The following is a 21,239-nucleotide window of genomic DNA, read 5'->3' on the forward strand; positions in this document are numbered from 1 at the left end:
GATGCTCACGCGCCGCCGTGCGCGGCGAACAGCGCGCGCAGCAGCGCCATCAATCCGCTGTCGGGGCTCAGCAACGCATGCAGCGCCGCGTACACCACCGGCAGGAACAGCACCATCATCAGCACCGCGAGCGCGCTCTTCAACGGCTGCGAAAATACGAAGATGTTCAGCTGCGGCACCGCGCGCCCGACGAGGCCGATGCCGAGCTCGACGAGCACCAGCACGATGATCACCGGCGCGGCGAGCTTCACCATCCATTCGAAGATCGTGTCGGTCTGCCGCACGACGAAGGTTTGCAGCATCGACGAGAAATCCGGGCCGAGCGAGCCGATCGGCCACCACGCATACGACTGCGCGAACAGCTGCACGAGCACCTGCAGGCCGCCCGCGGTGACGAACAGCGCGATCGCGACGAAATTGAGGAAGCCCGATGTCGGGCCGCCCTCGTGCCCGCCCATCGGATCGAAGAACGCGGCGCTGCCGCTGCCGGTCTGGAAATCGATCAGGTAGCCGACGCCCTGGATCGCGAACAGCACCGCGCTGAACGCGCCCGCGAGCAGCATGCCGACCACCGCCTCCTTCGCGACGAGCAGGCACCACATCAGGAACGGCAGCGCGGCGACCTGGGCCGGGTCGATCACCGGCGCGACGAACGCGGCGATCACGACCGCGATCCCGTTGCGCACGAGGCCCGTGATGATCTGCTCGTTGAACACCGGCACGACGAACATGATCGGCAGCAGGCGCGGCATCACGTAGAGCAGCGGGCGCAGCGTGCCGGCGATGTCGTTGAAGTTCGCGGCGTGGTCTAGCATCGGCGCTCCGCGGCGGCGCGTGCCGTGTCGTCGGCGGGGGCGGTTGCAGCGGTTGCAGCGGATGCAGCGGATGCAGCGGCCGAGTCTATCGTGTCGGCGGCGTCAGTCGTGCCTGTGGTGCCTGTAGCGCCCGCGGTGTCCGCATCGGCCGGTCGCGACGCCATCTCCGCGTCGAACGCCGCGGCCATGTCCGGCTGCCCCGGCGCATGGCCCTCCACGTCGCCTGCCCACACGCCGGCCGTCGCGAAGCGCCGCACCGCGTGCGCGTCCGCGACTTCGTCGGCGTCGCGTTCGACCCGCGCGGCGCGCGCTTGCAGCGCCTTCTCGCCGGCCTTGTCGAGCTTGTCCTCCGCGGCCTTCGCCTTGCGCGCGGCGCGCTGCAGGTCGGCGAGTGTCGCCTCGTGATCGCGATGCACGTGCGTGGCCTCGCTGACCGACGCGTTCGCGACGCCGATATGCCGGTCGAACGTGCGCGTGTCGGCCGCCGCGTTCTGCAGCGCGCGCGCCTCGCGCACGTCGTCGGCGAGCCGCGTCTGGATCGCGGCCTTCGCGGCGACCTGCTGCGCGAGCTCTGCGTGCGCGGCGTCGAGCGCGCGACGGCTCTGCGCGGCGATGCCCTGCTGGCGCGCGGCCGCGACCCGCGCGATCTGGCTGCGCATCTCGCGCACGCGCTTCAGGCGGGCGAGCGTCGCGAGCACGAGACGATCGTCTGCTTCAGACATGGTCGTTCGCGAGTTTCGTCAGCTTCGCGAGCAGCGCGTCGAAGCGCACGTCGTCGTGCGACGCCTGCGCGCAAAATGCGCCGATGGCATCGCGCGCACGCAGCGCGAGATCGCCGAGCCGGTCGCTGCCTTCGCGATACTCGCCGATCTGCACGAGCAGCTCGATTTCCTGGTACTTCGCGATCAGCTCGCGCACGCGCGCGGCCGATTGCTGATGCGCGCGGCTCGCGACCAGCGGCATCACGCGCGACAGACTCGCGAGTACGTCGATCGCCGGATAGCGGTTCGCGAGCGCGATCTTGCGCGACAGCACGATGTGCCCGTCGAGGATCGAGCGCACTTCCTCGGCGATCGGATCGGATTCCTCATCGCCTTCGACCAGCACCGTGTACAGCGCGGTGATCGAGCCCGTCGCACCCTGCCCCGCGCGTTCGAGCAGGCGCGGCAGCACGGCGAACGTCGACGGCGGGAAACTGCGCCGCGTCGGCGGCTCGCCGCTCGCTAGGCCCACCTCGCGCTGCGCGCGCGCGAAGCGCGTCAGCGAGTCGACCAGCAGCAGCACACGCTTGCCCGCATCGCGGAAATGCTCGGCGATCGCGGTGGCGACCAGCGCGGATTTCACGCGCTCCATCGCCGGACGATCGGACGTCGACACGACGACGATCGAGCGCGCGCGCACCTCGGGCGACAGGCTGTGCTCGATGAACTCGCGCACTTCGCGGCCGCGTTCGCCGACCAGCGCGATCACGTTCACGTCGGCCTGCGCGCCGCGCGCGATCATCCCGAGCAGCGTGCTCTTGCCGACGCCCGACGGCGCGAAGATGCCGACACGCTGGCCGACGCCGAGCGTCATCAGGCCGTCGATCACGCGTACGCCGGTCGGAAACGGCGTGTCGATCATCTTGCGTGCGAGCGGATTCGGCGGATCCTGCTGCGTCGATACCCACGCGGCGCCCGTCACCGGCCCGCGATCGTCGAGCGGCCGGCCGAGCCCGTCGAGCACGCGGCCGAACAGCGCGTCGCCGACCGGGAACACATGCTCGCGCCCGGACGGCACGACGGTCGTCTCCGGCGACAGGCCGGCCACGTCGCCGAGCGGCGTGAGCAACGTGGTCTGCCGCGAGAAGCCGACCACTTCGGCGAGCAGCGTCGGCTGGTTCGGCGTGCGCAGCTCGCAGATTTCGCCGAGCCGCGCGCGGATGCCGGTCGCGTTGAGGATCTGCCCGACCGCGTGATTGACGCGGCCCTGCACCGACACCGGCGAGAAGAACGCGAGCCCCGCATCGAGGTCGCCGATGAGGCGGCCGCGATCGAGCGGCGCGGCATCGTCGTCGCTTTCGCGGCCGAACGGCAGCGGATCGTCGAGCGGCGCGTTCATCGCGGCGCGTCGCGACGGATCGCCTGGCGCAGCGCGTCGATCTGCAGATCGAGGCTCGCGTCGATGCGCCCGGACGGCGTCTCGACCGTGCATGCGTGACGTTCGAGCTGCGCGTCCTCGACGATGCGAATCCGTTGCCGGTTCGACTGGCCGGCGAACGCGCGGTCGAGCGCGTCGCGCATCTCGTCCTGCCGGCCGGGCGCGACCCGCACGATCAGGAACGCTTCGTCGCGCACGAGCGGCGCGATCCGTGCGAGCGCGGCCTCGTACAGCTTCTGCGTGCCCATCTCGCCGACGATCGCGCGCACGGCCTTCACGACGATGTCGGCCATCGAATCCTTCATCGACTCCATCGTGCGCGCGGCGGCCAGCGCCTGCGTGTAGGCCTGCGCCGCATGCTCGCGCTGCGCGCGGCGCATCCCTTCGTCGTAGCCGGCCGCCTGGCGCTTGTCGAATTCGCGCTGCGCGTCGGCGACGATGCGCGCGGCCTCGTCGCGTGCGGTCGCGATCACCGCCGATGCATCGAGCAGCGCCGCGTATTCGCGCTCCTTGAGCACCTTGCGCTCGGACAGCAGCTGCAGGTTGTCGCTCGTGATCAGAAAAGCCAGTCCCATGACGCAAGCCTCTCGGGAATCAGAAACAGGAACAGCAACTCGCCGAACTGGTCGCGCTGCGCGCGGTTCAGCCAGTACGGCGCTTCGTCGTCGATCGCGCGATTGAACTTCAGACGCGCGCGCCGCGCGACCGCGTCGCCCGCCACGCCGATGAAATCCGCGAGCAGCCGGCCGCCGCGCGCCCGGATCACGACCGGCAGCGCGGCCGGATCGGCACGCCACGGTTCGAGCGTTTCCGCGAGCGCGCCGAATTCCGGCGCGCGCTCGAGCGCGAGCTCCAGCGCATCGCCGCCGAGCTTCGCCGCGACTTCCGCGCGAATGCGCCGCACGGTGAGCGCTTCGCGCAGCCAGCCGCGATGCAGCAGCAGCCCCGCATACGACGCGAGCTGCTCGAGCGCCGCACCGGGCAGCAGCGCGAGCCGCGCGCACGGATTCGCGACGTCGAAGTCGTGATGGCCGGCCACGCCGTTCGCGTCGAGCAGGTGACGCGCGAGCAGCGTGCGGCCTGCCGGGCCGAACGCATCGGGCGAGCGATAGCGCGCAGGCCACTCGGCCGGCACGCGGGTCACGTGCAGATAGCGGTCCGGCCGCAGGTTGAACTCGCAGACGAGCGCGTGAAACGCCGCCCGCCGCCCGTCGGGCGGCGGTGCAAGCGGCTGCAGCCACGGCAGCGGCGTGGTGTCGGCTGCAGCGCCCGGCGGCAGCGCGTGTGGATCGTTCATGCACCGTCGCGCGCGCCGTCCGGCGTGCGCAGCCCGCCGCCGCCTGAACCGCTTGCGCCGCGCGCCGAGCCGAGCAGCCCGGCCAGCCGCGCGCCGAACATCCCGCGCCGCGCGGCCGACAGTGCGATCACCGCGCAGGTCAGCAGGATCAGCGCGAACACCAGCCAGCCGAGCGGCGAGCGCAGCCGCAGGATGTCCGACACCGCGCTGCCGATGCCGTCCACGCGCGTCGTGCGTGCGGCGGCCGGTTGCAGGAACAGCGATACGTTGTCGTACTGCAGCCCCTCGATGCTGTGCGCGACGAGATCCTTGACCATCGGCGCCATCGCGCGCAGGTCCACGCCGGGCCGGTAGCGAATGTACACCGCCGCCGACGACGGCTTGATCTTGTCCGCGAGCGGATCGTTCTCAGGAATCACGACCTGCACGCGCGCGACCACCACGCCCTCGATGTCCTGCAGCGTGCGCGACAGGTCCTGCGACACGCCATACAGGTAGCGCACGCGCTCTTCGGCCGGCGTCGACACGAGCCCCTGCTTCTGGAACAGCTCGCCGAGGCTCGCATAGCTCGGCTTCGGCAGCCCGTTCGCCTGCAGCACGGTCAGCGCCGGCTGCATGTCGCCGTCGGCGACGCTCACGAGCCACGCGTTGCGATCCGACGTGTCGCGTGCGTCGTTGTCTTTCGACGCGCTGATGCCCGCGTCGCCGAGCACGGCGACCATCTGGTTCGCGTCGCGCTCCGACAGGCCGGAGTAAAGCTCCTTCTGGCAGCCGGCCAGCAGCGCAAGCAGTCCCGCGAGCAGCACACGTGCCGCCCGGCTGCGCCACGCATGCATGCGCGGCGTCGAATCGATCGTCGTCATCGTTTGTCCGCTTCATCGCGCGCGGCCGTTGCCGGCCTGCGCGCTCGTCACTCCTGCGTCTTCAGCACCGTATGCGTGAAGCCGTTCGCCGCCTGCGCGACCGACAGGCTCAACTGGTATTCGGAAATCGTGGTGGTCGCCGTCCACTGGAAATCCATCGCCTGCACCATCGTCATCAACGGATCGCTGCGGTTGTCCGCCATCGACGTCAGCATCTCGGTGCGATGCCTGTCGATGTTCGCGTACCGCGTGTCGAGATCGTTGCCGTACGTGCGCAACCGCTCGACGAGCGACGAATGGTTCGCCTGTGCGGGTGTCGCGGGCGTCATCTGCACCGCCGGCGCCGCATCGGCCGGCGCGCGCGACATCGCGACGCCCGACGCCGACGGCGCGGCCGGCGTCGCGCCCGGCTGCATCAACGCATCGAACTGGCGCACCTGCGCCGGATCGGACGCCGTGCCCGCCTGCTGCGCGGCACCCGCGAGCGCGGCCGCGCCCGGCGGTGCCGCGCCTACGCCTGTTACAGACATGATCATGTCCTCCTTGACCGGCAGAGCCGGGAACGAGCCGGCCGGCACGCGCACACGCCCCGCCGGGTGCCCGACACGGGCGGCCCCGGCATCCGGCGTCGCGCGGCACGGCCGGCGACCGGCGTCATGCGCGGCCGGCGGAACTCAGGTGTTGCGCAACCTGGGCGTTCGCCGTCCCTTCCTGCGCGGTCACTGCGTTGCTGGTTTCGAACGTCGCGGTCGACTGCTGGACCTGGAAGTTGATCTTCGTCAGTTCGAGCTGCGTCTTGGTCAGGTCGTCGGCCTGCTGCTGGACCTGGTTCGTGTTGGTGGCACCGGTCGGGGGGGTACTCATGTTTCGCTCCTTTACGTGAACTGCGTCCCACTTCCGGCGGCGGCCCCATGCCCCGCCGGCGACGTGACGCGCCGCATGCTCGCGGCGTGTCGCGTAATGCGCGCACCGCGCGATACGCGATGCGCAAGTCCTGTCGCGGCGCTAGTGCGCCGCTGGCTTCGATGCGCCGGCGGCCGCAACAGCCGGCGTCGCCGGCGCATCCGGCAACAGCGTCGGCCCCGGCACCGGCTGCGCGACGCCGGCCGCCGCGCCACTCGCGAGCGGCGGCACGGGCGACGCCGGCGCCTGCTCGGGCGCGCTCGCGGACGGGCCGCCGAGCGGCATCGTGATGCGCTGCCCGTTGCGCTCGAACACAACTTCGTCCGGGCCGATCGACACGACGGTCGGCCCTTCCTTCAGCCGCGCACCTTCGAAATAGCGGCTGCCGTCGGCCGTCTCGATGTAGCGCTGGTCGCCGTCGCCCGCGAACACCGTCGTGATCTCCGGAATGCCCGCGACACCGCCAAGCGTCGTCGCCGTGCGCGGCGCGGCGGCATCGGCATCGCGCACGTGGTCGACCACCTCGAGCGCCGGGCGCGCATCCTTCATGTAGTTGCGGATGCGCGGCTCGATCTGCGCGCGCTCGGCCGCGCCCGTCAGCTCGATCCGGCCGCGGCCGAGATAGGTGACCGTCAGCGCCGTGTCGCTGAAATACGTCTGCGCGGTCGCGACGAGATCGCTGACCACGTAGAGGTTGCCGAGCGCCGCGTTGTCGACGCCCGCGACGATCTGCGCGACGCGCTCGCGCGCGGCCGGGTCGCTCACATAGCCCGACACGATCACGCCGTCGTCGTGCGGTGCGACGGCAAGTTCCGGATACGCATGCAGCAGCTGCTGCAACCGGTGCGTGCGCGCGAGCACCGATTCGTGCTGCCACGGCAGGCGCCCCGACCATGCGACGAAACCGTAGCCGAGCGCGCCGAGCAGCACGCCGACCCACAGCGCGACGACCGCGATCACGAGCCGCCGGCTGCCGAGACGGCGCAGCCCGCCCGTGAGCCAGCCGAGCCACGCGGCCTCGCGCGCGGCGTCCGGCGCATCGGCCTCGTCGGGCACCGCGACGCTCGCCTGCGCGTGACGCGCGATGCCGAGCTTGATCGAGCCGACCGTCACGACATCCTGCGGCGTCATCGAGCGGCGGCCCGCGCCGAGCGGCTCGTCGTTGAACAGCACCGGCGCGCCGCCGTCGCCGCCGTGGTTCTGCACCGTCACCGCGAGCGCGCCGACCTGCAGGCACACCTGTTTCGCGCCGATCTCGCGATCGGGCAGGATCACTTCGCAATCGGCCGCGGTGCCGACCCAGTTCGCGCCGCGCGCGAGCGACATCGTGCGGCCGTACATCGGCCCGCTGAGAAAGCACAGGTTCCACGGCGACGCGAGCGCGGCCGACCCGGCCGCCGCGCCGCCAGGCAATGCGCCGTCGCCGTGCGGGTCAATGATGGTCGTCGACATGGGTGGACGCTCCTGCGGTCGTCGCCGCGGGCTGCGACGCCGAATCCAACGGCTGCGGCAGCGCGGGCGGACCGAACTTCGTGCCGGGCAGCGGCGTCGGCGTCAGCGGTACCGCGATGTCGTTGTCCGGCGGACGATACATCGACGTGCCGTTCGGATCGGCCGGCCCGTCCGCGCCCGGGTTCACGGGCGAGCCGTCCGGCGCATACATCGACGCGGTCGTCACCACGCGCGGCGTCAGCAGGTAGAACCGCTCCATGTGGTTGCCCGACTTGTCGGTGTACTTGAACAGGTTGCCGATCAGCGGGATGTCCGACAGCCACGGCACGCCGCTCTTGTTCAGCCGCACCTCGTCGTCGTTGAAGCCCGCGATCAGCAGGCTCTTGCCTTCGTCGATCATCGTCTTGGTGACGATGTTGCGCTGCTGGATCACCGGCACGTTCGACACCGCCTGCCCCGGCACGATGTTGCCGTCCTGGATATCGATCGACATCATCACGCTCTGCGGATTGCCTGAGACGGCGGCCGCGTTGCGGATCGCCTCGTCGACGATCATCGGCGTCACCTTGATGCTGGTGCCGGTCGTCACGCTGTACAGCGACGAATCCTGGTAGCCCTGCACCTGCACGTAGAACTGCGTGAGGTTCTCGAGAATGGCCTCGGTATTGTCGAGCGCGAGCACCTTCGGCTTCGAGCGCAGCTGCGCCTGCCCCTTCTGCGCGAGCGCATTCACGCGCGTGAGCAGGTAGTTGCGCAGCGAGCCGCCGATCGACGCGGTCAGCGCGATGCCGGTCGGCATGAAGGTGCCGGTCTGCCCGGTCTCCGACGCGCCGATGCCGAACGTGAGCGGCGGATTGCCGGCGCCGTTGTACTGCGTGTTGCCGTTCAGCGGGTTCTGGCCGTTGCCGATCTGCACGTCGCCGTGCGTCGTGTGCAGGCGCCAGTCGATCCCGAGGCTGTCGAGCGAATCCTCGTTGATGTCGATGATCGTCACGTTGATCTCGACGATGCGCGGACGCTCGTCGAGCTGGTCGATCAGCGACTGGTAGCGGTACATGTTCTCCGGCAGGTCGCGCACGATCACCGCGTTGATCGCCGGATCGGCGACGATCTGCGGCAGCGTGTCGCCACCACCTCCGGCCGAGAACGGCGAGAAGCCGCCGGCAGCGCTGTCCGTGCCGCCATAGCCGCCCTGCCGCGGGCCGCCGGACATATCGGGGAAGTCGAGCCGCGGCACCGCGATCGTCAGCCCCGAGCCGAGCTTGACCTGGCGCGCGGCCTGCCCGAGCGGCGTGCTCGACGGCGGCGCATTCGTGCCGCCGCCCTTGCCGAACAGCCGGCGCAGGATCGTCGCGACGCCCGGCACCGTCACCTCTTTGCCCGAGCGATTGATCGTGAAGTCGGACGCCCAGCCGTACTTGAGCCGGAACGCGCGGATATCCGCATGCGCGCCGTTCGCCGACGGATCGCCGACCGAGCCGACCGCCTGCCGCACAAGTTCCACGTAGCGGCGCGGGCCGGCCACGTACACGCTGTTCGCGCGGTCGTTGATCACGAGCGTGTAGCGCTTGTCGGGAATCTGCATCGCCTGCAGCGCGCGGCCGATCTCGCCGGCCGCGTTCGGCGGGATCGGGATCATCTGCGTTTGCGACTGATCGGCCGGATCGACGTACAGGAACGAACCGTCGTAGTACCACGTGAGCCCGTAGGTCGAGCAGATCGTATCGAGCGTCTGCTGCGGCGTGCCCGAGAAGCGGCCGCTGATCACGCCGTCCACCTTCGGGTCGACCACGGCCGTCACGCCCTGCGACGACGCGAGCTCGCGAATGAAGTCGCCGATCTTCTTGCCGTTCGCGACGATCGTGAACGGCTTGTTGCGCCAGCGCAGGTCGGCCGCACGCGCCGGCTGCGCGACCGTCATGCACAGCGATGCCGTGAGCAGCGCGGTCGCGCACATGGCGAGCGCGGCCCGTTGCAGACGGTGCGGTTGAAACCGGATCGGGGCGACGCGTCGACGCATCAAAGCACTCCTGTGGAAGAAACGAACATGCGTTCCAGCGCCTGCTGCGCGAAGCGCAGCACCTCGCTGCCGAGCCAGCCGGACAGCAGCACGAGCGCGACCATCACGGCGATCAGCCGCACCGCGATGCCGATGTTGGCGTCCTGCACCTGCGTCACCGCCTGCAGGATCGCGACGACCAGGCCGGTGACGGTGGCGATCAGCACGATCGGCAGCGACAGCAGCAGCACCAGCATCAGCGCCTGCCGGGTCAGGTCGAGGATCGTCGAGCTCGTCATTGCACGACTCCCGGCGTGCGCACGCCGGCGCCCGCACCGAGCGTGCCGTCGTCCGGCGGGTTCTTCACCCACCCGACCGTATGAAGCTGCACGTCCTCCTCGACCTCCTGATACGACAGCACCGCGAGTTCGGGCAGCACCGGCTGCAGGATCGTCTTCACGTAGCGGCGCGCGCCGAGCGCGACCATCACCGCGAGGCGCGCGGTGCCTTGCGGGTTGCCGTGGCCGCCCGGGCCGGCCGTCTGTGTTGCCGTTGCGGCCTGCACGATCGCGCGCACCTGCTCGCCGATATCCTGCTTGATCGCGCTCGACAGCGCGAGGAAATTGCCCTGCTTGGTACGCATCACCGCGTTCTCGATCCGCTCCTGCAGGTTCTGCTCGAACAGCACGACGCGCAGCTGGCGCGCCGCGCCCGCATGCCGATCGGTGATCATCCGGCGCAGGTCGACGCGCACCAGCTCGACCAGTGCAATCACGTCGTCCGGCTCGTTCGGCGCCCACGTGATCAGGCTTTCGAAGATCACGCGCAGGTTGCGGATCGGCACCTGCTCGGCGAGCAGCCGGCGCAGCACCTCGGTCACGCGCTGCAGCGGCACGAGCCGCGTCAGTTCGCCGACGAGTTCGGGGTGCTCGCGGCGCACCAGATGCACGAGCGCCTGCGTCTCCTGGATGCCGAGCAATTCGTCCGCGTGCTGGCGCACGATCTGCTCGACGTGCGCGGCGAGCGCGCCTTCGCTCGTCAGCCACTTGCCGTCCGGCGCCGCGCCGTCGGGCTTGATCCACAGCGCGGTCGCGAACGGGCCGAACGCCTCGGCCGGCTGGCGTTCCGCGCGCTCCGGCAGCGGCGCGACGCCATCCCACAGCAGCCAGCCCGGCTTCAACGCGCCATGCGCGGCGAGCACGTCCTGCAGATAGATGCGGTACGTGCCGGCCGGCGCGCCCTCGTCGTCATTCAGCGTGATGCGCGGAAACACCGTGCCGATATCCGCGTCGACGCGCGCCTTCGCGCTCGACAGCGCGGCTTGCAGCTGCGCGAGGTTCAGCGTCGTGCGCAGGTCGTCCGACAGCGACACCGCGATCAGCGACGTGACGCCCGCCGCATGCGACACCTTCGCGGGCTGGCCGTCGTCGGCCGCGCCGACGCGTCCGGCGATATGAATCAGGTTGAAGCTCGGCGCGGTCGTCTTGCGCTTGAGCTGCGTGAACGCGAACACGCCGAGGCCGACAGCGATCAGCGCGAACGACCACTTCGGGAAGCCCGGCACGACGAGGAAGCCGGCCAGCACCAGCGCCGCGATCAACAGCGCACGCGGATGCGCGCCGAGCTGCTCGCCCAGCTGTTCGCCGAGCTGGCGCTGCCGCGCGTCGCGCGTCGCGACGCGCGTCGTCACGATGCCGGCCGCGATCGATACCAGCAGCGACGGAATCTGCGATGCCATCCCGTCGCCGACCGTCAGGATCGCGTAGCGCTGCAGCGCCTGGCCGATATCCATCCCGTGCATCAGCGTGCCGACCGCGATCCCCGCGACGATGTTGATGAACGCGATCACGAGGCCCGCGATCGCGTCGCCCTTCACGAACTTCATCGCGCCGTCCATCGCGCCGTGCATCTGCGATTCCTGCTCCAGCTTCTCGCGGCGCTCGCGCGCCTCGTCGGCGCTGATGATGCCCGCGCGCAGGTCCGCGTCGATGCTCATCTGCTTGCCCGGCATCGCGTCGAGCGAGAAGCGCGCGCCGACTTCCGCGACCCGCTCCGAGCCTTTCGCGATCACGATGAACTGCACGACGGCGATCACGAGGAACACCACGCCGCCCACCACGACGTTATTGCCGACCACGAGCCGCCCGAACGCATCGATCACGTGACCCGCGTTCGCGTGCAGCAGGATCAGCTTGCACGACGCGATGTTCAGCGCGAGCCGGAACAGCGTGGTGAACAGCAGCAGCGCGGGAAACGACGAGAAGCTGACCGCCGACGGCACGTAGGTGGACACCGTCAGCAGCACGACGCTCGCCGCGAGGTTCAGCGAGATCATCCCGTCGAGCGCGACCTGCGGCAGCGGCAGGATGAACAGCGCGACCACCGACACGATGAACGCGGCGAGAAACAGATCGGCGCGCGGCGATGCCCCGAGACGCCGCCCGGACACGCTGCGGCCGGCGGAAAAGATCCGCTGCCAGTCGCGAGGGAGCGCCTTCGGTTCTGCCATCGTGCCGTCGTCCTGTCGTTGTCGCCGGCGGGCGCGGGCCGTCATGCCCCGTGTCGCGCGGACCGTTGAATGGGACGAGTGTAGCGACGCGAAACCGCGTAAAAAGGGACGCGCCTCGTAGCGGCGCGGCGGTTTTCCCGCGACGATCGGATCGGACTACGAAACCCGGCGGCGCCTGCGCGCGCGCATCGCCGGAACCGCTTCCATCGCGCGGCGGGCGCCGCGCGGGCGCAACGGGTCAGGACTCCAGACGGCGTGCGGCGAGATACGCGAGCTGCGCGCGGTTCTGGACGTTGAAGAGTTTTTCGAGCGAACGGATATGGTGCCCGACCTTGTGCAGCGACGTGCGCAGCGCGCTCGCGATCTCCTGGTCGGACAGTCCGTGCACGAGGCGCTCGAGCACCTGCTGCTGCTCGTCGCCGAGCGCGAAGCCGCGCATGCGCGCGATGCGCGCCTCGAGAAACGGCAGCGCGACGCGATGCACGGCGAGACTCACCGACAGCGCGCCGCCGATCACGCGATCGTCGATCCACTCGGTGCCGTGTGCCTCCGAGGTGACGTTCACCGCGACGCGCAGGTCGAGCCGCGGCGCCGACAGGCTGAAGATCACGCCGCTGTTCATTGCATGCGCACGCAAATGGCCGGCCAGCGCGAGCACCTTGCGATCGCCGTTGCCCTGCGCGGCCGACTCGATCTCGTCGAGCCGCCACGCGACCGGAAAGCCGCTCTGCCGCACCTGCGCGAAACGCGGGTCGCTCTCGTAGAGCATCCCCTCGATATATGGCTGCATGAACGTCGCGGGCGCGAGATCGCGCAGCAAATGCGCACACAGGATGCGCCGTCCGATCATCTCGTACGCGCCGTAACCGAGCGTGCTGAAACCGATTTGCCGCAGTCGCGCATGGCATTGCGCAAAATCGACGGGATTCAGGTCGGATTTACCTGGCACAACTTGAATGCCGGTAAAAACGTCGCGATCGAATGCATGAATTTCTTTCGAATAAGCGGCAGCGGCCGCAATATCCGCTTGCGAGAACCACTCGACGCGTGGCGCGTCGTCAGCATAGGTCATGAGGAGCCCACCCTTCCCAATATGTGAACTTGCCCCGTCACGCTTTGGTCTTTTCTTTATGATTTTCTGGTCGTCTCTATAGCGTGGCGAATATGAACCTTTCGTCCGCATTAGTATTACGGCATATTACGCGCACACAGGCATTTTTGTACAATGCCCCCGCGTTTCGTCTGGATGACGATCGGCGCATAGCATAAAGATGCTCGATCGCATCGTCGCGGTGCCGTGCACGACACGGCTGCCGCCACGCGATGCGCGTCGATTCCGAGGGATGGCTCATGTCCGATATTGCATTGCATGAAGAAGCGGTCGCCCCAACCATGTCCCGCCCGCCCCGGCGGACGGTCGCCTGCACCGACGCGTCGAGAGAGCGCCCGGTGCAGGTCGTCTGGTGCGATGACGTCAAGCGCGGCGACATCGCGCAACCGAATGCGCCGAAGCTCGGCGTCGCCGATACGCTCGCGCACGCGCAGAGCACCGCGGAGCGCAACCGGATCGTCGCAAGCCTGCTGCACCTGACGGGCTTCTCGACGTTCGCGTACTTCGCGCTCGAATTCTCGCGGGAGCGCGTCGAAAGTCTCTACCTGCACGAGGCGTTCACGCCGACCACCTATCGCGGCGACTACGTGCGGCACAACCATCACGACATCGATCCGCGCACGCTCGACGCGCGCGTGTGCAACATGCCGATCGTGTGGGACCTGCAGCAGCTGCGCCGCGAACATCGCGAGCGCGACGACGGCCCGTGCGTGACGCCGGCCGCGCTCGACGGTTTCCTGCAGACGATGCAGGACGACGGCATGTGCAGCGGCATCATGTATTCGATGGCCGTGCCCGGCACGCGGCTGCATGCGTTCATGAGCTTCACCGCACCGCGCCGCACGCGCGAGTGGATCACGCCGGCGACGATCGAGCAGGCGCTGTCGATCGGGCTGTCGGTGCACAAGTTCGCGTCGCCGCAACTAATCGCGACGTCGCGCGAACGCGCCGTGAACGGGCTCACGCCGTTCGAGCAGGAACTGCTGCTGGGCATCGCGGAAGGCGCGTCGGACAAGGAGATCGGCCGGCGCCTCGACACCAGCGCGCACAACGTCGACTATCACCTGCGCAAGCTGCGCAAGCGCTTCGGCGTCGCGAACCGGATCCAGCTCACGTACCTGACGTCGAAGCTCGAGCTGATCTGACGCATGCCATTTGCCCGCGTAAACGCACATGCCGGCCTCGCGGGCCGGCATGTGCGCACTTCGACGGATGACGCCGTACGCCGTTACTTCAGCAGCGTCATCTGCACGACCTTGACGATCACGAGACCGACCGCGACCACCAGATAGCCGCGCAGCACGGCCATCCAGACGCGCGTGGCCACCGTCATGTTCTGCGGCTCGAGCGTGTCGAGCGGCGGCATGCGCCACGTGTCGCGCAGCGTGCGGTCGATGCCCGGCTCGACGACACGCTTGTTGCGGCGGATCAGCACCGTCGCGAGATAGCCCACGATCGCGAGCACCGTGCCGCCGACCAGCACGTCGACGATCGCTTCGCCGCTGATGTCCGGATACATCACCGATGCGGTCAGGATGATCGACAGCAGCACGAGCACCCAGACCACCGCGCCCGTGAACACGTTGAGCTTCGTCGAATTGACCCACGGGCCGAGCACCTGGCGATCATTGCAGAGCACGAGCAGGAACACCGTCGCGCTCGGCAGCAGCACGCCCGCGAGCGTCTGCACCGCTTCGGTCAGCAGGCCGAGCGGGCTGCCCGGAATCAGCACGAGCGCGGCAGCGGCCGCGACGATCCCGAAGTAGACGAGATAGAAACCCTTCGCATCCGACACACCGCGATGCAGCGAATGGCGGATCTTGAACACATCGCCGATCGCGTACGCGGTCGACAGCGACACCGCCGCCGCGCCGATGATGCACGCATCGAGCAGCGCGACCGCGAACAACGTCGCGCTCGTGCGGCCCGCATACTTCTCGAGGCCCGCGATCACGCCGCCCGCGTCGGTGAAGTTGCCTGCTTCCGAATGGCCGCCGAACAGCGCGGCGCTGAAGCCGATCATCGCGACCGCGCCGATCAGCACGAACGCGATGCCGATCCACAGATCGACCTTCTCGTACTTCATGAAGCGCGGCGTGATGCGCTTGTCGATCACATAGCTCTGCTGGAAGAACAGCTGCCACGGCGCGACCGTCGTGCCGACGATGCCGATCACGAGCAGCATCACGTCGGACAGCTTCGCATGCGCGGGCCAGTTCGGCACGAAGAAGTCGCGCGACATCTGCGACACCGGCGGGTGGATTGACACGAGCACCGGCACCAGCAGCAGGCTCAGCACACACAGCCCGATCGCGAACCGCTCGAAGCGCCTGAAGTCGCCGGTACTCACCGCGGCCATCGTCAGCGCGGCGGCCACGCACACGCCGGCAACCTTCGGGAGCCCGAAGAAAGCCAGCACGAACGTGATGCCGATGAACTCGGTGACGATCGTCAGCGCATTGAGCAGGAACAGGTCGATCACGCTGAACGCACCCCAGAACTTGCCGAAGCGCTCGAAGATCAGGCGCGCATGGCCGACGCCGGTGACCGCGCCGAGGCGCAGCACCATTTCCTGGTTCACGTACAGCACCGGCACGAGCAGCAGCAGCGTCCACAGCAGCGTCGTGCCGTAGTTCTGGCCGGCCTGCGTGTAGGTGCCGAATGCGCCGGCATCGTTGTCGCCGACCATCACGATCAGGCCGGGGCCGACGATCGCGAGCAGCGTGCGCAGGCGTGCCCACCATGTGCCGCGTGCGGCGGTGTCGTGATGCGAGATCGTGCCGAGGGCACCGCGGATGTCGCCCAGGTGGGCTTCGTCGAGCACGGCGCTGCGTTCGACGGCGATCGGTGGAGAGACGTTGGATGGCGTGGACATGATGAATTCCGTACGGCTGGTTTTTTTATCCGGCCAAGCGTGTGGCCTTGGCATACGCGCGCGGAACGGGCCCGCATGCGCATGCCGAGACGCGCTCGGCGTGTCGGTTCAGTCGAGCAGCGATTTCAACCGGGCGAACCAACGGGAGAACACGCGCGGACGCGCGTCGAGCATCAGCATCGCGTCGTAGTGCGGACGCGAGTGCGCGACCTGCGGGAGATTCGACAGCAGAAGGCCGAAGTTCATGGTCTGGCTCCTGGCGGCGACGGCATGCGTGCCGGCCGCGTGGTGGGCGCGGGGCCAGTCCGGGGCCTGAACGGCGTGTCAGGCTAGTCGGCCGGCGTGTCCCTGCGACCCGGGTTCAAAAGGGTCTGTTGGTGCAACGGGCATAAGGGACAACTGTCACTGTCGTTCATGGCGGCTCCTGTGCGGTGTTCCGGAGAACACGATTGGCCGCCGTCCGGCGCACGGACCGCTGTTCGGGTGCATGCGACACGCATGCGCGAACGCGGCCGCGCACCGGGCGGCGGCGAAACCGGACGGCGCATGCGCAAACGCATCACGCTAACCGGCGCGAATCAGGGTGCACGTAGGGAGTTGCTGCGAAATTGCTGCTGCGCGCACCGTTTGCCTGGGGGGACAAACGGCGGCTTCGATGAGGCGCGGACGTCGGTCGCTCAGGCGGAAACTTCGTTCGAAGATCGACTACTGCAGGCGTCCAAGGCGGCGGCCCCAAGAGTGAAGATGGCGGATTCTATGGACCGGCCGAAACGGAAGTCAACCCTTTGGAACGCCTTCCGGGGAATATTTTTTCGGGCACGCACGCGCTGAAAGATTTGCGCCCGGAATGACGCGCCGCAACCTTTCAACGCGCGAGCGGATGGGGAGCACCGATGCGTGTGAGCAACAGTCGCCGCGAGCCGGCGCCGGAAGGCTGTATTGCGCGTCGGCCGCCCCCCCGCTGCCGCTGCAATGCCGTCGCGATATGCGCAAGAACGACGTTTTTTGCTTGCACCGCAGCAAAACTCGCGACTACAATCCGCCCCGATTCATCAAGGGAGTCCCTCCGTGGACACATGCTCCAGTTGCAGTTCGATGCCGGTCCAGGCCGGCCAAGCCATCGCGAGATAGCAGCCAGCATGTCATTGCCGCTAGCTCGCATTCGTCGGGTTAGCGCGCTTCCTCCCGGGCCGGCATCGCCGGTTCGTCCGTCGCACGCTCCGTTACGTTCCAACCGCCGATCGCAGGCCGCGCCATGCGCCCGCGCTCGATCACGTCGTCCCGCATTCGCGGGACCGGACGGAGGTACGTCATGTTCTTTCAATCGTTCGCGGTCAGACTCAAGCAACTCGTACACGTCGCATGCGACCGCTCGGTCGTTTCGGCCCTGTCGCCGCTCGCCCGAACCTTCAGCAACTGGCGCGGCAGCGCGCTCGCGCACACGCCGGCGGCACCGCGCCCGCTCGACTGCGCGCTGGTCGGGGCGATGGCGGCCGCCGTCGCGCTCGTCGCGCTGCTCTGCACGGCCGCGTCGCGCCTCGGCTTCACGCAGGTATGGCGTATCGGCGGCTGGTTGCCGTAAACGTCGGCGCCAAGCGGCCGGGTATCCTCCGCGCCGCCCGTGCCTATGCCAGCGCCTCACGCCGTCCCTTATTTCGCCAGCCAGACAACCACACAATCAAACAACGGAGCCCGCATGAAACATCGCTTCGAACCCACGCCGCGCAAACCACGTCTCGATGCGCTCGCGACGCTTCTGCTGTCGCTCGCCGCCGCACCCGCATTCGCGCAATCGTCGTCGCCGGCCACTGCCGCCGAACCGACGGCCGGTGCCGGCGACACCGCCGCCGCCCCCGCACCGGCCGCCGATGCTGCCGCGCCCGCCCCCACCGGCTTTTGGGAGCGCTCGAACCTGCTCGGCAACATGGGCGGCCTGCGCGACGTGCTCGGCGACCACGGCGTCACGCTGAGCCTGCAGGAAACCGGCGAATACCTGTACAACGCGGCGGGCGGCACGAAGCGCGGTGGCGCGTACCAGGGCCTCACGCAATTCGGCTTCAACGTCGATACGGAGAAGGCGATCGGGCTGCCGGGCGGCACGTTCAACGTGTCGGGGCTGCAGATCCACGGCACCAACCTCACGCAGCGCTATCTGCAGACGCTGCAGACCGCGACCGGCATCGAGGCGAATTCGACCACGCGGCTGTGGGAGCTCTGGTACCAGCAGGCCTTTCTCGACGGCAAGGCCGACGTGAAGGTCGGCCAGCAGAGCGTCGACCAGGAATTCATGGTGAGCCAGTACGCGACGACGTTCATGAACGCGACGTTCGGCTGGCCCGTGCTGCCGGCAACCGACCTGCCGGCCGGCGGCCCTGCGTATCCGCTGTCGTCGCTCGGCGTGCGGCTGCGCGTGAAGCCGGCCGATGCGTGGACCGCGCTGGTCGGCGTGTTCGACGGCAACCCGGCCGGCCGCAGCGACGGCGACGCGCAGGCGCTGAACGCGCACGGCACCAACCTCAACCTGCGCAGCGGCGCGTTCGTGATCGGCGAACTCCAGTACGCGCTGAACGCGCCGCCCGCCGATCCGAAAGCGCCGCAACCCGCCGGCCTGCCGGGCACGTACAGGCTCGGCTTCTGGTATCAGTCGCAGCATGCGAACGATCCGCGCGTCGGCACCGACGGGTTGTCGCTCGCGAATCCTGCGAGCAACGGGATGCCCGCCACGCATCGCGGCAACTACGGTTTCTATGCAGTCGCGGATCAGATGGTATGGCGGCCGTCGGCCGACAGCCCGCGCTCGGTCGGCGTGTTCGCACGCGTGATGGGCGCGCCGGGCGATCGCAACGTCGTCGATTTCGCGGCGAATGCCGGTGTCACGCTGAAGGCGCCGTTCGTCGGACGCGACGACGATACGGCCGGCCTCGCGGTCGGCTACGCGAAGATCGGCTCGCATGCGCGTGCGCTCGACGGCGACACCGGCGCATACACGACGCCCGGCTATCCGGTGCGCCGCGCGGAAACGGTGATCGAGGCGACCTACCAGTACCAGGTCACGCCGTGGTGGCAGTTGCAGGCCGACCTGCAGCACTTCTTCCGGCCGGGCGGCGGCATCCCGAACCCGAATGCGGCCGGCGCGCGCATCGGCGACGAAACGGTGGTCGGCGTGCGCACGACGATCACGTTCTGACGCACCGCGCATGCGACGCGGGCCGGACTCCCGCTTGCGCGGCGATCCGGCCCGTTGCGCATTCACGTGCCCGCGTGCGGCGCACGCGGCCCGTCACTCGCCGTACAGCCCGAGCAGTTTCAGCGTGACGCCGTTGGTCCAGCCGAAGCCGTCCTGCAGCGGATATTCGCCGCCACCGCCGCCGCCCTCGCCGGCCCCCTCGACCACGTACTTCTCGACGAGCTTGCCTTCGGTCGCATACACATGCTTCACGTCGGTCAGGAAGCGCGTGCCGATGTCCTTCGCGAGCGCCGGTTCGCCGTAACGGCGCAGCCCGTCGAGCGCGATCCACTGCAGCGGCGCCCAGCCGTTCGGCGCGTCCCACTGCTGGCCCGTGTTCTCGGTCGTCGTCGCGAGGCCGCCCGGCTGCAGCAGCGTCTTGCGCACCTCGCGCGCGGTCGCCTTCGCGCGCTCGGGCCATGCGACACCGGTGAACAGCGGATACAGCGCCGCGGCCGTCACGCTGTCGCGCGGCTTGCGCAACTGCCAGTCGTAGTCGCCGTAATAGCCGCGACGGTTCCACAGATAGTGGTTGATCGCGGCCGCGCGGCGTGCCGCCCGTCCGGAAAAGTCCGCGACGCATGCAATGTCGTGCGTGACCGTGCAGCCCTTCACGATCGTCCTCTCGAGATGGAACATCAGGCTGTTCAGGTCGACCGGCACGATCGACGTCGTGCGGATCGTCGCGAGCGTCTTGCCGTCGCCGAACCAGCGCGAGCTGTAGTCCCAGCCGCTTTCGGCGCCCGCGCGCAGGTCGCGGTACACATCGTTCGCGGGGCGATTCGGCACGGCCTTCGCGGTCGTCACGTCCTCGAGGTACGACTCGTCGCGCGGCGTATCGCTCGCATCCCAGTAACGGTTCAGCACCGCGCCGTCCGGCATCGCGACCACGTGGCGCGCGGCTTGCCCGCGCGGCGTCGTGGTTTCGCCCTGCATCCAGTACGCATGCTCCTTGCGCAGCGCCGGCAGGTATTTCTGGTAGACCTTGTCGCCTTCGGCCTGCGCGGCGAGCGTAACCATGTATGCGAAGAACGGCGGCTGCGAGCGGCTCGCGTAGTACGTGCGGTTGCCGTTCGGGATGTGGCCGATCGTGTCGATCAGATAGGCGAAGTTGTCGAGCATGTCGTCGACGAGATCCTCGCGCCCCGACACCTGCAGTCCGAGCATCGTGAAATAGGTATCCCAGTAGTAGCCTTCGCGGAACCGGCCGCCCGGCACCACGTACGGCTTCGGCATCGGGATCAGCGAGCTGTATGGCGGCACCGTCGTGCTGGTACGCGTGAGCTGCGGCCACAGCCAGTCGATGTGCTCGCGCAGCGTCTGGTTCGCGGGCGGCGTGACCCCGCCTTGCGGCGGCGGCGTGAAGTGCTGGTCGACGAACGTCTTCAGCGAGAAGCCCGGCTGCGACTTCTGTTGCTGATACAACTGCACGATCGTCGCCGGATCGGTATCGGCCGTCGCATCGACGAAGGTCTTCTGGTCGGGATAGAGCTGCGCCGTTTGCACCGCGACGAACAGGTCGCCGTAGAGCTGGCTCGGCGGCGGCAGCGTGCTGCCGGAGGCCGGGTTCGCGAGCGCCGCCGACGCCGGCACGGCCGACTGCGCGGCCGCATGATTCGCGCTGTCGGCTTGCGCGGCGCAGCCGGCGACGGCCAGGTATGCGATGGCCATGACGGCGGCCCAGCGCAGGCGCGGTGCGACTACGGACACGGACGGATGCGAGGCAGGATGCGATGCGGTCGATGCGGCACGACGTGACGTCATGACGTGTCCCCTCCTTTCGATGGTAAGTGGATCGGCAGGGGTCTCGTTCGCGCGTGCGCTCGTCTCGATGGCCGTCGATCGATGCGCGTCGTTGTATTCCGCAGATGAGTTCCGACTGTCGCATGAAACGCGCATCGCACGCAAGTTTCGGTTCCGTGCCTGCCCGGCTGCGTCATATGTGACGTCATGCATTGCGACGGCATGGCAGTCGTCTCTTTTTGCCGGCGCGGCAACAGGAACGACTGTTGCAACATGCGGAACAAGCGTTGTCTCACGTGACGCGACG

19 protein-coding genes are annotated in these 21,239 nt (G+C 68.8%); 3 read left to right on the top strand and 16 right to left on the bottom strand.

Annotated elements, in window-relative coordinates; genetic code table 11:
- Positions 1–5: 5 nt before the first annotated feature.
- From sctT to AC1Z3W_RS12750, 13 genes are all read right to left on the bottom strand, one after another.
- On the bottom strand, positions 6–815 hold the full coding sequence (gene sctT, locus AC1Z3W_RS12690; RefSeq protein WP_057928849.1) for a type III secretion system export apparatus subunit SctT: 810 nt from the start codon (positions 813–815) through the stop codon (positions 6–8).
- Positions 809–1,537 carry a hypothetical protein gene (locus AC1Z3W_RS12695; RefSeq protein ID WP_483507697.1) on the bottom strand — a complete coding sequence of 243 codons (729 nt, stop codon included), beginning with the start codon at positions 1,535–1,537 and terminating at the stop codon, positions 809–811. Before AC1Z3W_RS12695 ends, sctT begins: the two co-directional genes overlap by 7 nt.
- Positions 1,530–2,915, bottom strand: a complete 1,386-nt coding sequence (gene sctN / locus AC1Z3W_RS12700) for a type III secretion system ATPase SctN (protein WP_483507698.1) — start codon at positions 2,913–2,915, stop codon at positions 1,530–1,532. The genes AC1Z3W_RS12695 and sctN overlap by 8 nt, the downstream gene beginning before the upstream one ends.
- A complete protein-coding gene (sctL, locus tag AC1Z3W_RS12705; RefSeq protein ID WP_124834361.1) occupies positions 2,912–3,529 on the bottom strand; it encodes a type III secretion system stator protein SctL in 618 nt (205 codons plus the stop codon). Before sctL ends, sctN begins: the two co-directional genes overlap by 4 nt.
- The gene (locus AC1Z3W_RS12710) at positions 3,511–4,251 is read right to left on the bottom strand and encodes a SctK family type III secretion system sorting platform protein (protein ID WP_483507699.1); all 741 of its coding nucleotides are present in this window, start codon (positions 4,249–4,251) and stop codon (positions 3,511–3,513) included. Before AC1Z3W_RS12710 ends, sctL begins: the two co-directional genes overlap by 19 nt.
- Positions 4,248–5,114 (bottom strand): type III secretion system inner membrane ring lipoprotein SctJ, encoded by an 867-nt coding sequence (gene sctJ, locus AC1Z3W_RS12715; RefSeq protein ID WP_057928854.1) that lies wholly within the window; start codon positions 5,112–5,114, stop codon positions 4,248–4,250. The genes AC1Z3W_RS12710 and sctJ overlap by 4 nt, the downstream gene beginning before the upstream one ends.
- Before the next feature lie 47 nt (positions 5,115–5,161).
- Positions 5,162–5,644: a hypothetical protein gene (locus tag AC1Z3W_RS12720; RefSeq protein ID WP_057928889.1), complete on the bottom strand. Its 483-nt coding sequence runs from the start codon at positions 5,642–5,644 to the stop codon at positions 5,162–5,164.
- Between the two features lie 124 nt (positions 5,645–5,768).
- Complete coding sequence (locus AC1Z3W_RS12725) at positions 5,769–5,978, bottom strand: hypothetical protein (RefSeq protein WP_057928855.1); 210 nt, start codon at positions 5,976–5,978, stop codon at positions 5,769–5,771.
- A gap of 141 nt (positions 5,979–6,119) precedes the next feature.
- Complete coding sequence (gene sctD / locus AC1Z3W_RS12730; protein WP_483507700.1) at positions 6,120–7,469, bottom strand: type III secretion system inner membrane ring subunit SctD; 1,350 nt, start codon at positions 7,467–7,469, stop codon at positions 6,120–6,122.
- On the bottom strand, positions 7,450–9,489 hold the full coding sequence (sctC, locus tag AC1Z3W_RS12735) for a type III secretion system outer membrane ring subunit SctC (protein WP_483507701.1): 2,040 nt from the start codon (positions 9,487–9,489) through the stop codon (positions 7,450–7,452). The genes sctD and sctC overlap by 20 nt, the downstream gene beginning before the upstream one ends.
- Positions 9,489–9,767 carry a type III secretion system export apparatus subunit SctS gene (sctS, locus tag AC1Z3W_RS12740; RefSeq protein ID WP_006751731.1) on the bottom strand — a complete coding sequence of 93 codons (279 nt, stop codon included), beginning with the start codon at positions 9,765–9,767 and terminating at the stop codon, positions 9,489–9,491. Before sctS ends, sctC begins: the two co-directional genes overlap by 1 nt.
- Entirely contained in the window at positions 9,764–11,977 is a 2,214-nt protein-coding gene (gene sctV / locus AC1Z3W_RS12745; protein WP_057928890.1) for a type III secretion system export apparatus subunit SctV, read from the bottom strand. The genes sctS and sctV overlap by 4 nt, the downstream gene beginning before the upstream one ends.
- Before the next feature lie 238 nt (positions 11,978–12,215).
- Entirely contained in the window at positions 12,216–13,049 is an 834-nt protein-coding gene (locus tag AC1Z3W_RS12750; protein WP_483507702.1) for a helix-turn-helix transcriptional regulator, read from the bottom strand.
- A 278-nt stretch (positions 13,050–13,327) separates the two neighbouring features.
- On the opposite strand from AC1Z3W_RS12750, the gene AC1Z3W_RS12755 reads away from it, so the two are divergent.
- A complete protein-coding gene (locus AC1Z3W_RS12755; RefSeq protein WP_057928891.1) occupies positions 13,328–14,233 on the top strand; it encodes a helix-turn-helix transcriptional regulator in 906 nt (301 codons plus the stop codon).
- 83 nt (positions 14,234–14,316) lie between these two features.
- Here the strand turns inward: AC1Z3W_RS12755 and AC1Z3W_RS12760 are convergent, their stop codons facing one another.
- Entirely contained in the window at positions 14,317–15,963 is a 1,647-nt protein-coding gene (locus tag AC1Z3W_RS12760) for an NRAMP family divalent metal transporter (RefSeq protein ID WP_124834357.1), read from the bottom strand.
- Between the two features lie 108 nt (positions 15,964–16,071).
- Positions 16,072–16,209, bottom strand: coding sequence for a hypothetical protein (locus tag AC1Z3W_RS12765; RefSeq protein ID WP_162840574.1), 138 nt, complete (start codon positions 16,207–16,209; stop codon positions 16,072–16,074).
- 1,066 nt (positions 16,210–17,275) lie between these two features.
- Here AC1Z3W_RS12765 and AC1Z3W_RS12770 point away from each other — a divergent pair.
- Positions 17,276–17,545 (top strand): hypothetical protein, encoded by a 270-nt coding sequence (locus AC1Z3W_RS12770; protein ID WP_057928860.1) that lies wholly within the window; start codon positions 17,276–17,278, stop codon positions 17,543–17,545.
- A 114-nt stretch (positions 17,546–17,659) separates the two neighbouring features.
- Positions 17,660–19,150 carry a carbohydrate porin gene (locus tag AC1Z3W_RS12775; RefSeq protein WP_175825627.1) on the top strand — a complete coding sequence of 497 codons (1,491 nt, stop codon included), beginning with the start codon at positions 17,660–17,662 and terminating at the stop codon, positions 19,148–19,150.
- A gap of 93 nt (positions 19,151–19,243) precedes the next feature.
- Here the strand turns inward: AC1Z3W_RS12775 and treA are convergent, their stop codons facing one another.
- The gene (gene treA / locus AC1Z3W_RS12780; RefSeq protein WP_483507703.1) at positions 19,244–20,953 is read right to left on the bottom strand and encodes an alpha,alpha-trehalase TreA; all 1,710 of its coding nucleotides are present in this window, start codon (positions 20,951–20,953) and stop codon (positions 19,244–19,246) included.
- Positions 20,954–21,239: the final 286 nt, after the last annotated feature.

It is taken from the genome of Burkholderia sp. 10_S31 (assembly GCF_056930375.1).